14 protein-coding genes are annotated in these 11513 nt (G+C 61.2%); 11 read left to right on the top strand and 3 right to left on the bottom strand.

From position 1 onward, the window contains the following. Position 1 precedes the first annotated feature (1 nt). The 3 genes from G359_RS01910 to G359_RS01900 are packed head-to-tail and all read left to right on the top strand — an operon-like array spanning position 2 to position 1514. The gene (locus tag G359_RS01910) at positions 2–757 is read left to right on the top strand and encodes a heme ABC transporter permease (RefSeq protein WP_045834756.1); all 756 of its coding nucleotides are present in this window, start codon (positions 2–4) and stop codon (positions 755–757) included. A gap of 6 nt (positions 758–763) precedes the next feature. After that, positions 764–934, top strand: a complete 171-nt coding sequence (gene ccmD, locus G359_RS01905) for a heme exporter protein CcmD (RefSeq protein ID WP_045834755.1) — start codon at positions 764–766, stop codon at positions 932–934. 1 nt (position 935) lies between these two features. Then, positions 936–1514 (top strand): DsbE family thiol:disulfide interchange protein, encoded by a 579-nt coding sequence (locus G359_RS01900; protein WP_045834754.1) that lies wholly within the window; start codon positions 936–938, stop codon positions 1512–1514. Positions 1515–1543: 29 nt separating this feature from the next. Here the strand turns inward: G359_RS01900 and G359_RS01895 are convergent, their stop codons facing one another. The 3 genes from G359_RS01895 to pdxY form a co-directional block, all read right to left on the bottom strand. Further along, positions 1544–2182 (bottom strand): carbonic anhydrase, encoded by a 639-nt coding sequence (locus G359_RS01895; RefSeq protein WP_045834753.1) that lies wholly within the window; start codon positions 2180–2182, stop codon positions 1544–1546. Beyond that, entirely contained in the window at positions 2182–3369 is a 1188-nt protein-coding gene (nhaA, locus tag G359_RS01890; RefSeq protein ID WP_045834752.1) for a Na+/H+ antiporter NhaA, read from the bottom strand. The genes G359_RS01895 and nhaA overlap by 1 nt, the downstream gene beginning before the upstream one ends. A gap of 77 nt (positions 3370–3446) precedes the next feature. Continuing rightward, positions 3447–4286 (bottom strand): pyridoxal kinase, encoded by an 840-nt coding sequence (pdxY, locus tag G359_RS01885; RefSeq protein WP_045834751.1) that lies wholly within the window; start codon positions 4284–4286, stop codon positions 3447–3449. A 170-nt stretch (positions 4287–4456) separates the two neighbouring features. Between pdxY and G359_RS01880 the strand changes: the two genes are divergently transcribed. From G359_RS01880 to G359_RS01845, 8 genes are all read left to right on the top strand, one after another. Further along, positions 4457–5356: an HpcH/HpaI aldolase/citrate lyase family protein gene (locus G359_RS01880; protein WP_045834750.1), complete on the top strand. Its 900-nt coding sequence runs from the start codon at positions 4457–4459 to the stop codon at positions 5354–5356. Positions 5357–5499: 143 nt separating this feature from the next. Further along, entirely contained in the window at positions 5500–6564 is a 1065-nt protein-coding gene (locus G359_RS01875) for a MaoC family dehydratase (protein ID WP_045834749.1), read from the top strand. Between the two features lie 69 nt (positions 6565–6633). Continuing rightward, positions 6634–7161 carry a superoxide dismutase family protein gene (locus tag G359_RS01870; RefSeq protein WP_052699143.1) on the top strand — a complete coding sequence of 176 codons (528 nt, stop codon included), beginning with the start codon at positions 6634–6636 and terminating at the stop codon, positions 7159–7161. A 122-nt stretch (positions 7162–7283) separates the two neighbouring features. Further along, positions 7284–7694, top strand: a complete 411-nt coding sequence (gene sdhC / locus G359_RS01865) for a succinate dehydrogenase, cytochrome b556 subunit (RefSeq protein WP_045834748.1) — start codon at positions 7284–7286, stop codon at positions 7692–7694. Then, positions 7694–8077 (top strand): succinate dehydrogenase, hydrophobic membrane anchor protein, encoded by a 384-nt coding sequence (sdhD, locus tag G359_RS01860; RefSeq protein WP_045834747.1) that lies wholly within the window; start codon positions 7694–7696, stop codon positions 8075–8077. The genes sdhC and sdhD overlap by 1 nt, the downstream gene beginning before the upstream one ends. A 5-nt stretch (positions 8078–8082) precedes the next feature. Further along, positions 8083–9930: a succinate dehydrogenase flavoprotein subunit gene (gene sdhA / locus G359_RS01855; RefSeq protein WP_045834746.1), complete on the top strand. Its 1848-nt coding sequence runs from the start codon at positions 8083–8085 to the stop codon at positions 9928–9930. Between the two features lie 84 nt (positions 9931–10014). Continuing rightward, positions 10015–10614 (top strand): hypothetical protein, encoded by a 600-nt coding sequence (locus G359_RS01850; protein ID WP_045834745.1) that lies wholly within the window; start codon positions 10015–10017, stop codon positions 10612–10614. Between the two features lie 104 nt (positions 10615–10718). Further along, entirely contained in the window at positions 10719–11498 is a 780-nt protein-coding gene (locus tag G359_RS01845; protein ID WP_045834744.1) for a succinate dehydrogenase iron-sulfur subunit, read from the top strand. Positions 11499–11513 lie beyond the last annotated feature (15 nt).

Genomic DNA, 11513 nt, shown 5'->3' with positions numbered 1-11513 from the left:
CATGCAGACCCTGACGCAACGCCTCGCCAATCCGACCCGCTTCATGGAGCTTTCCGCTCGCCTTCTGCCGTGGATTTCGGCGGCGGCTGCCATCCTGCTGGCCGTAGGGCTGTATCTGGCGTTCTTCGCCTCGCCCGCGGACTATCAGCAGGGCGAGACGGTGCGGATCATGTACATCCACGTGCCATGCGCGTGGCTCTCGATGATGGTCTATGGGCTGATCGCCCTTTCGAGTTTCGGGCTGCTCGTTTTCCGGCATCCACTCGCGGATGTTTCAGCCAAGGCTGCGGCGCCACTCGGGGCTGCTTTCACGTTCCTGGCGCTGCTGACCGGCTCGCTCTGGGGCAAGCCGATGTGGGGCACCTATTGGGTCTGGGATGCGCGGCTGACGTCGGTGCTGATCTTGTTCTTTCTTTATCTCGGGCTGATTGCGCTGCGTTCGGCGCTGGAGGACGAGGGTGCGGCCGCAAAGTTGACGGCGATCTTGGCGCTCGTCGGCGTCACCATCCTGCCGATCATCAAATTCTCGGTCGACTGGTGGAATACGCTGCACCAGCCGTCGACCGATTTCACCTCGACCGTCGATCCGAGCATGAGGCTGCCGCTTCTCGTAATGGCGATCGCTTTCACGCTTCTGTTCTTCGCCATGCATCTCAAAGCCATGCGAAATGAAATTCTTCGGCGGCGCGTCAAGGCGCTCAGAACGCAGGCTGTCGCGGGTCGCGACAGGCTCGCGACGCAAGGGGCAGCGGAGTAAACGATCATGGATCTCGGACCGCACGCCGCCTTCATTTGGATTTCCTACGCCGCCGTAACGGTGACGGTGACCGGGCTCATTCTTTGGCTCATCGCCGACGGCCGGAAACAGGCGGCCGATCTCGATGCGCTCGAGCGGCAGGGCATAAAGCGCCGCTCAGCGGCTGGAGTGAAATAAAGTGGCCGAAGGCAAGTCCTCGCTGGTGCGCGTATTGCCCGTTGTCGTTTTCGCGGTAGTCGCCGGATTTTTCGCGATGGCCTTGCGGTCCGGCGACCCGTCGCGGCTGCCGTCGACGCTGGTCGGGAAGTCTGTTCCACAAACCGATTTTCCGGCGCTGGCCGGGCTTGAGTCAGACGGCAAGCCGGCCCCCGGGTTCAACTCTGCCGATCTCGCCAAAGGCAAGGTCTCGGTCGTCAACTATTTTGCATCGTGGTGTCAGCCGTGCGTCGATGAGCATCCATTCCTCGAAGCGCTCAAGGAGCAGTCGGGCGTCGATCTCTACGGCGTGAATTATAAGGATCAGCCGGACGCGGCGCGCCGCTTCATCGGCCGGTTCGGCAATCCGTATTCAGCGGTCGGAACGGATGCGAGCGGGCGGGCGGCGATCGACTGGGGCGTTTACGGCACGCCCGAGACCTTCATCGTCAACGGCCGCGGCGAAGTCGTCTACAAGCACGTCGGGCCGATTTCGGACGACTCCTTGAAGACGAAGCTTCTGCCGATCATCGAGAAGGCGAAGGCCGGCGCTGGGTCTTGAAGTGCGCCGGCGTTAGTGTCGGTTGGAACTTACAGCGGATAGAACATGCCGCGTGAGTGGTTGAGCACCGTCAGCGTTCCCGTTCTGATGTCGAAGTGTGCGCCGTGGAGCGAGAGCCGGCCGCGTTCTTCCTGATCGCGAACGAACGGGAAAGTCCGCAGGTTTTTGATCGCCTGCTTGATGCCTTCCTTCTCGAGCGCTTCCTGCTTGATGGCCTGGGGGCTATTTTGATGAGAGGCGAGCACCGAGAGGCGGGCATCGTCGAGCATCGACATCCAACGCGAAATGAATTGCGCTTCCGTCTGGATGGCGGCGCTCTGATCGAGGGCCGCCTTGATGCCACCGCATCCGGAGTGGCCCATGATGATGAGATTTTTGATGCGGAGATTCATCACCGCGAATTCGACGGCCGTACTGACACCGTGATATTTGCCGCCCGTTTCGTAGGGTGGCACGAGGTTCGCCACGTTGCGGACGATGAACAGCTCGCCAGGCATCGCGCTGAAGATCGTTTCCGGATCGACGCGGCTATCCGAGCAGGAAATAACCATTGTCTCCGGGCTCTGCCCGTAGGTGGCTAGCTCTTCATAATGATCGGCGTTGAGAACGAAGTGGCGGTGTCTGAAGCGACGATACCGGTCGGTGAGGGATTCGGGGAAACTGCTCATTAATGCTCTCTGCTCCTGAATTCTCGGTCCCGAGCGCTTCTTACAAGAACGATGTAGCCGACAATCGCCGACATTACTGAGCCCGCCAGAACGCCCAGACGAACTTCTGCGCTCGAGTCAGGATCGGGAAATGCCAACGTGCCGATGAATAGGCTCATGGTAAAACCGATGCCGCCTAAAATGGCTGTGCCGAATAGCTGCATCTGGGAAGCACCGTGGGGCATATGTCCGAGACCCGTCGCGAGGGCAGTCCTGACGGCGGCGTATATTCCGAGAGGCTTGCCGACGAAAAGACCCAATGCGATGCCAATCGGGATTTGCGACAGGATGTCATTCACTGACAGGTCAGTGAGCTTCAGCCCGGCGTTGGCAAATGCGAAAATCGGCACAATGAGGAAGCTGACCCAGGGGGTCAGCGCGTGCTCAAGGCGGACGAGGGGGCCATTGGTGCCCTTTTTGACGCCTGAGAGCGGAATGGCCAGGGCGGTTGCGACGCCCGCCAATGTGGCGTGAACGCCGGATTTCAAGACACAAACCCAGACGAAGGCGCCAACCACCAAGTACGGCCACGTACGCATAACGCCTGCTCGATTGAACAGGATAAGGCCGGTGATGCCGGCTGCTGCAAGTCCGAGCGCCAGTATCGACAGATCGTCCGTATAGAAGAAGGCGATGATCAGGATGGCGCCGAGGTCATCGATGATGGCGAGGGCCAGCAAAAATACCTTGAGCGCCGGGGGCACCCGGCTGCCGAGCGCCGCCATGACGCCCACGGCAAAGGCGATGTCGGTGGCGGCGGGGATAGCCCAGCCGCGGAGCGCGATGTCGTTATTCCAGTTGATGATCGAGTAGATCAGCGCGGGAACGACCATGCCGCCCAATGCGCCGACGATCGGGAGTATCGCTACGCGGCGGTTCGAGAGTGTGCCGCGGATTGCTTCCCGTTTTATCTCCAACCCGACGACAAAGAAAAAGACGGACATCAGTCCGTCGTTGATCCAGTGAATGACTTCCTTGGTCAGAGCGAAGGGCGCTACTCCGATCTGCACGTGCGTCGAAAGCAGATGCTGATACAGCTCGCTGAGGGGCGAGTTGGCGACGATCAGCGCGAGCACCGCGGCGCTCAGCAGCGTCAATCCGGCGGCCGCTTCGCGGGTTACGCCTGCGGCGCTTGTCTCTGGCTCCATTCTGGCGGCCCCTTCGACACGAATGATTTCGGGCAGGTATGCAATCGGAAGACGGTCGCGGCAACCCTCAAGAGACTCTACGTGCGGATGTGCAGCGGAAGTTTCTCGATTTCGACGGGCGATACACTGTTTTTCCAGTCCACGAGATGCGGCAGCAAACGATCGTTGCCGCGGCTGACTTCGAGCGCGCGCCGCACGCCTGCAATCGCGTAGGCGAGAGCCTGTTCAGGCGATTGGCCAAGCATCAGTTTGGCCGTCAGGCAGCCTGCGAAGATATCGCCGGTACCGTGGGGGACATCGCTCCATTTCTCGACGCTTCCTATGAAAGCCTGCTTGTCGGTGACGAGCACGGTCGCCAGCCGTGATGGTCCAGCGGGTATCGATGTGCCGGCGACGATCGGGCGTCCGAGGCGGTGAATGGCTTCGACGGCATCTGAAGGAGACCTGACATCGACACCCGAGAGCCAAGAGAGCTCGAACCGGTTGGGCGTCAGCACGTCAGCCAGGGGAAGCAGCAGATCGCGGGTCGCCGCCGCTGCTTGCTCGTCGATGTAGTGGCCTTTGGGATCGTCGCCGAAGATCGGGTCGCAAACGTAGGTGATCGACGGGTTGAGTTCGCGCAGGCGCTTGACCGCTGAGGCGACGATTTCCACGTGCCGCGCAGATGGCAGGTAGCCCGAGAAAACGGCGTTGAACGATCCAAGCCAACCGTTCTTCTCAAGCGCGCCGATCATATTTTCGAGAAGCTCAGGATCGAGCTTCATACCGGCGATATGAGGCCGGATCGGGTGGTTGGAGAGCACGACCGTCGGTAGGCCCACCACCTCTATCCCGGCTTGTTCAAGCGGCGGCATCGTGGCGGTCAGCCCCACGGGATCGCGGGCGACGTACGAGGAAATCATCAAAATTCGCGACATGAGGCCGAAAAGAACGTTGGAGGGACTGGTGTCCTATACCAGTACGCGGGAGAGGTACCCAGCGGGAGCACTTTGATTCATGTGAAACCTCTGCAACCAGCGGCGCCCCCAAGGTTGCAAAGCAGGATGGTGCGTTGCACAATTGGGGGAATTCATCTCGGAGTTTTGCAATGGTTATGAGACCGAGACGCAGCGTCCTTTATCTTCCGGGCGACAACGAGCGAGCGCTGGAGAAAGCCCGGACGCTGCCGGCGGACGCGATCATCATCGATCTCGAAGACTCGGTTGCTCCTGCAAACAAGGAAAAGGCGCGTAATCAGGCGACGGCCGCCATCCACGAGGCGGGCTTCGGATCGCGAGAGGTTGTCCTGCGCGTCAACCCGATCGAAACGCCGTGGGGCATGGCCGATCTTCATGCGGCGATCGCGGCCGTCCCGGACGCTATCCTCATTCCGAAGGTTTCAACGGCGGGCGACATAACCGGCACGGCGAAGGTCGTGAAGGCGGCGGAAGCCGATCCGCGGATCAGGCTTTGGGCGATGATCGAGACGCCGATGGGCATCATCAATGCCAAGGAAATCGCGGCGTGCGGCCCCGATCCCGATAACCGGCTCTCCTGTTTCGTGCTCGGCACGAACGATCTTTTGAAGGAAAGCAGGGCCCTGGCCAGCAGCAACCGGTTCGCGGTCGTTCCGTGGCTCGCGATGACGCTCGTTGCGGCCAGGGCTTACGGCCTCGACGTCATTGATGGCGTGTACAACGATTTTAAGGACGATCTCGGGTTTCGGGCGGAGTGCGAGCACGGCAGAACGCTCGGGATGGACGGCAAAACGCTCATCCATCCGTCGCAGGTGGTGCCTTGCAACGAGGTCTTTTCGCCGACGGGTGATGAAATTGCGTGGGCGCGCAAGATCATCAAGGCTTTCGAAGAGCCGGAGAATGCGCGCAAGGGCGTCATCACGGTCGAGGGCCGCATGGTGGAACGGCTGCACCTCGTCATGGCGAAGCGGGTGGCGGCGATCGCCGAGGCGATCAGCGCCCGCTCCAAAGTGGAAGAGCCCTGGTTCTGAGCATGGGTTCCCCGGCCCTTCTGCGGCCCTAGGGCGCGTCCTCAATCGGCGAAAAAAGTTGCGGTTCGGGTTGGACATCCCGAAAAAGGCGTGAACAGCCGAAGCCCAATTTTTGGGCTTCCCGAAAATTCAGGGCGGGGACGATGGCCGGAACAAAGACCAACGCAGGCAATTTCTTCGAAGATTTCACATTCGGCCAAGTCATCAATCACGCGACGCCGCGCACCGTCACCGACGGCGACGTCGCGCTCTATACGGCGCTTTACGGCTCGCGCTTTGCCGTTCAATCGGCTGACACCTTCGCGACGGCGATCGGATATCCGAAGGCGCCGCTCGACGACATGCTGACGTTTCATGTCGTCTTTGGAAAGACGACGCCGGATATCTCGCTCAATGCCATCGCCAACCTCGGCTATGCCGATTGCCGGTTTCTGAAGCCGGTTTATCCGGGCGATACGCTCTCCTCGACGTCGGAAGTGATTGGCCTCAAGGAAAATTCCAACGGCGAGACGGGCACCGTTTATGTCCGCTCGACAGGCCGCAACCAGCACGGCGAGACAGTGCTCGAGTATTGCCGCTGGGTGATGGTGCGCAAGCGTTCGAAAGGCTCGCCCGCACCCGAAGCCGTCGTTCCGAAGCTCCCCGAACGCGTCGATCCGCAGGATCTCGCCCGCGCGGTGCCGCAGATCGACGTCAGCAAGTACGATTACGCTCTCTCGGGATCGCCGCATCGCTGGGACGATTATGAGCCCGGCGAGAAGATCGACCACGTCGATGGCATGACGCTCGAGGAAGCCGAGCATCAGACGGCAACGCGGCTTTATCAGAACACCGCGAAGGTGCACTTCAATCAGCACACAGAGTCGAAGGGACGCTTCGGCAAGCGGATCGTCTATGGCGGCGTCGTGATCTCGCTCGTCAGGGCGCTTTCCTACAACGGTCTCGGCAACGCGTTTCATCTCGCCGCGATCAACGGCGGCCGCCATGTGGCTCCGACCTTTGCCGGGGATACGATCTACGCCTGGTCTGAGGTGCTCGAGAAAGCCGAGATACCGGGCCGGAAGGACGTCGGCGCGCTCAGGGTGCGGCTCGTCGGGGTCAAAAATCAGGATTGCGCGTCGCTGCCGCTCAAAACCCCGACCGGGGAGTATGCCGAGGGGGTTGTCCTCGATCTCGATACGTGGCTTGTCCTGCCTCGCCGGGCGTGATCGAACCGGCTACCGTGTAGCCGCTCGGGGGGACAGGGCCGTCCGGCGGCGCGTAAGGGGAGCAGTCGCATGAAAATCACAAAGACGGCGGCCGCGGCGGCGGCGATCTTTCTCTTTGCGGCATCTCACGAGGCGGAAGCCATAGGCGAGACGGCGGTTGCCGAGATCAAGCTCGCCAATGGCACCAGCGCCGGCACCATCACGCTAACGGAAATCGCCGCGGGCGTGCTCTTGAAGTTCGACCTGAAAGGATTGGCGCCGGGCGCACACGGCTTGCATTTACATGAAGCCGGCAAATGCGAAGGCGATTTTTCGTCAGCTGGCGCCATCTATAATCCGCTCGGGGCCAAGCATGGCTTCCTCACTGAGGAGGGTCCGATGGCCGGAGATCTGCCGAATGTGGTCGCAGGAGCGGACGGCACGGCTTTGGCCGAGGTTCTCAGTCCCTATCTACACCTCAGCAAAGAAACCGAAGACACGCTTTTCGATGCGGACGGGTCATCGCTCGTATTGTTCGAAAAGGCCGACGATTATCAGACCGATCCGGACGGGAATGCCGGTTCGCGGGTTGCCTGCGGCGTTCTCAAATCGCAGTAGGCTGTTCTTCGAAGCGATCGTCAATTCGCTGGCCTCGCCCTAGTCTCTGTGGCATTTGGCGAATTGCCGCGCTCGCTTCGAGCCGTTACACGTTTGCTACACACGCACCAGAAGGACGTCCGATGGAAGCCACATCAGGCCGCGGCGTGCGACCCGAGCGGCCGCTCTCGCCACACCTTCAAATCTATTCTCCGCTCATCAATATGGTGATGTCGATCATGCATCGCATCACGGGAGCGGCGCTGTATGCCGGTTCGCTGCTGCTCGCCTGGTGGCTGATCGCGGCCGCCTCCGGGCCTGACTATTACAATTACGTCTTGAGCTGGTTCGCCACTTGGCCCGGCAAGGTCGTGCTCCTCGGATACACCTGGGTCTTGATGCACCATATGATGGGCGGGCTGCGTCATTTCATCTGGGACACCGGCCACGGCTATGATCTCCGGACGATCGATATTCTTTCGTGGGGGACGCTCGCTGCGTCTTTCGCGCTGACCGCCATCATCTGGGCGTTCGTCGCTCTCGGGGGCATCTGATGAAAACGATGCGCACGCCGCTCAAGAAAGTTCGCTATCTCGGGTCGGCGAAAGAAGGTGCCGACCACTTCTGGAAGCAGCGCGTTACGGCAATCGCCAACGTGTTTCTCGGTGCCTTTCTGGTTTGGCTGATCGCGTCGCTGCTCGGCGCCGATTACGCGACCGTTCGCCAGAAGCTCGCGCATCCGCTGATTGCGCTCGCATTGCTGGCGCTGATCCTGTCGGGCACGATCCACATGCGGCTCGGCATGCAAACGATCATTGAGGACTACGTGCACGAGGAAGGGCCGAAGCTTGCGGCGCTCGTGCTGAATACGTTCTTCGCGATCTTCATCGCGCTCGCGAGCGTGTTCGCCGTCTTGAAACTGAGTTTTGGAGCCTGAGCCTGATGTCGGCAGCGAATGGCAAAGCCAACGGTGCGATTGCCGCGCCTTCCCAAGTCGGCAAGGCGTATCCCGTCCAGGATCATGTCTATGACGTCGTCGTGGTCGGCGCGGGTGGCGCGGGACTTCGGGCGACGCTCGGCTGTGCCGAGGCTGGCCTCAAGACGGCGTGCGTGACGAAGGTTTTTCCGACGCGTTCGCACACCGTCGCAGCGCAGGGTGGCGTTGCCGCCGCGCTCGGCAACATGGGCCGCGATGACTGGCGCTGGCACATGTACGACACCGTCAAGGGTTCCGACTGGCTCGGGGACCAGGACGCGATCGAATATCTTTGCCGCAACGCTCCGGCCGCGGTTTACGAGCTCGAGCATTACGGCGTTCCGTTCTCGCGCACCGAGGACGGCAAAATCTATCAGCGGCCCTTCGGCGGCATGACGACCGATTACGGCGAGGGGCCGCCGGCGCAGCGCACGTGCGCGGCTGCCGATCGCACCGGTCATGCGATGCTGCACACCCTTTATGGGCAGTCGTTGCGCCAGTCGGCGGAGTTCTTCATCGAGTATTTCGCGCTCGATCTGATCATGGACCGCGATGGTGTCTGCCGCGGGATCATTGCGCTCAATCTCGACGATGGCACGCTGCATCGTTTCCGCGCCAAGAAGACCATTCTGGCGACCGGCGGATATGGACGCACGTATTTCTCGTGCACGTCAGCGCACACCTGCACCGGCGATGGCAATGCGATGGTTCTGCGCGCTGGGTTGCCGCTTCAGGACATGGAGTTCGTGCAGTTCCACCCGACGGGCATTTACGGCGCGGGCGTGCTGATCACCGAGGGTGCGCGCGGCGAAGGCGGGTATCTGACGAATTCCAAGGGCGAGCGCTTCATGGAGCGTTATGCTCCGCACGCCAAGGATCTCGCATCGCGCGATGTCGTCTCGCGCTCGATGACGATCGAGATTCGTGAGGGCCGGGGCGTCGGACCGGAAGCCGATCACATCTATCTGCATCTCGATCATCTCGATCCAAAAATTCTGGCCGAGCGTTTGCCGGGCATCACGGAGAACGCGAAAGTCTTCGCCGGCGTCGATCTGCGGCGACAGCCGATTCCCGTGCTGCCGACGGTCCATTACAACATGGGCGGCATACCGACGAATTATCACGGCGAGGTTCTGACGAAGAAGAACGGCGATCCCGATCACGTGGTGCCGGGCTTGATGGCGATCGGCGAAGCGGCGTGCGTTTCGGTACATGGCGCCAATCGGCTCGGTTCGAATTCGCTCATCGATCTGGTCGTTTTCGGCCGTGCGGCGGGGCTTCGCTGCGCGGAGACAATCGAGTCGGGTGAGATGCAGCCGGACCTGCCGAAAGACGCGAATGAACCGACGCTCACGCGTCTCGACCGTTTCCGGTACGCCAAGGGCTCGACGCCGACGGCGGCGCTGAGACTTCGCATGCAGAAGATCATGCAGGCGAACTGCGCGGTGTTCCGCGACGGGCCGGTGCTGAAGGAAGGGATCGAGAAGATCCACGCGGTGTGGCGCGACGCTGAGGATATCTCGGTCACGGATCGTTCGCTCGTCTGGAATTCGGATCTCGTCGAGACGCTTGAATTCGACAACCTGATCGCGCAGGCCGCGGTGACGGTCGTCGGGGCCGAGAACCGCAAAGAGAGCCGCGGTGCGCACGCGCGCGAAGATTTTCCGAAGCGCGATGACGTCAACTGGATGAAGCATACGCTCACCTGGGCCGATTACGCGACGAAGACCGTCACGATCGACGACAGGCCGGTGCACACACGGACGATGACCAACGAGGTCAAGTACATCGAGCCCAAGGCTCGGGTCTATTGAGCGGTTCTGGATGGCGCGCGTAGAAATAGCGCTGTCATCGGAAGTCGACTATGGTGCGGCCGCTGATCGAGGGGCGCACCAGACTTGAGCAAAGTTCCGAAAGACGACATCGACGACACCGACACCCGGATGTCGCCCGATCCGTTCGCGGCGGTCTTGCCGGCGCTGGCGGCGCTCGGAGCCGTCGCGTCGATTGCTTCGATCAACTGGTCGGGGCAGGGGAAGCTCGCGACACGGACGCGAACCAAGCGCAAAACGGGGGCTGCGCTTCGCGATCTCGAAACGTGCTGTATCGGGCTCTCCGAGATTTTCAGGCGCTTTCAGCGTCACCCGCGCGTGTTTGCTGGCGAAGGCGGGCAGGCCTCGGCGCCGCTCAAGTTCGGGGTGCACGGCCAGCGCATTAGGGCCGACGCCCAACGCCTTTATCTGCAACTGATGAACGATATCGCGTCGATGCTCGTTCTGGCTGCCCAGAATGCCTTCGACGTAATGACGGCCATCGAGGACGGCGATATCGACGCACCGGAAGAGATCTTTTTCGGTTTCGGCGAGCAGCAGGAGCGGCTCAACGAAATTATTCAGTCGCGGGTGCCGCTGCGTGTCGCCGTCGATACGGGGAGCGAGATCGCCGATCAGCTGATAGCCCTCGTCCGCGAACTCAAGAAGCACCAGAAGGCCGGTTAAGCGAAAGAACCGCGCGCGGCGGTCCCGCATGTTGACACTGGGGGCCTGTTCAAGCTTCTGTCACTGGACAGTTCATTCCTCCGCAGACGGGACCCCGAAGTCTCATGGTTCAGCTCACGCTTCCAAAAAATTCGAAGATTTCCGAGGGCAAGACCTGGAACAAGCCGGACCATGGCGGCGATTGGAAGGAATTCCGCATCTATCGCTGGAACCCGGACGACGCCCGGAACCCGCGCATCGACACCTACCATATCGATCAGAAGCAGTGCGGGCCGATGGTGCTCGACGCGCTCATCAAGATCAAGAACGAGATCGACCCGACGTTGACGTTCCGCCGCTCGTGCCGCGAAGGCATCTGCGGCTCGTGCTCGATGAACATCGACGGCACGAACACGCTCGCGTGCTTGAAGAGCATCGAAGAGGTCAAGGGCGCTGTAAAGGTCTATCCGCTGCCGCACATGCAGGTCGTGAAGGACCTCGTCCCCGATCTCACGAACTTCTACGCGCAGCATGCCTCCATCGAGCCGTGGCTCAAGACGGATACGCCGACGCCGCCGAAAGAGTGGCGGCAGTCGCGCGACGATCGCGAGAAGCTCGACGGTCTGTACGAGTGTATTCTTTGCGCCTGCTGTTCGGCTTCGTGCCCGAGCTATTGGTGGAACTCGGACCGCTATCTCGGTCCGGCGATTCTATTGCAGGCGTATCGCTGGGTTATCGACAGCCGCGATGAAGCGACAGGCGAACGGCTCGACAATCTTGAAGATCCGTTCCGCCTCTATCGCTGCCACACGATCATGAACTGCGCGAAGGCGTGCCCGAAAGGGCTATCGCCTGCCAAAGCCATTGCGGAACTGAAAAAGCTGATGGTGGAACGCCGCGTCTAATCGTTCTCGCCGTCG

Source organism: Hyphomicrobium sp. 99 (genome assembly GCF_000384335.2).
Lineage (GTDB): Bacteria > Pseudomonadota > Alphaproteobacteria > Rhizobiales > Hyphomicrobiaceae > Hyphomicrobium_B.
Note: the sequence above shows the minus strand (reverse complement) of the source record. Positions and strands in the feature narration are given on the sequence as shown.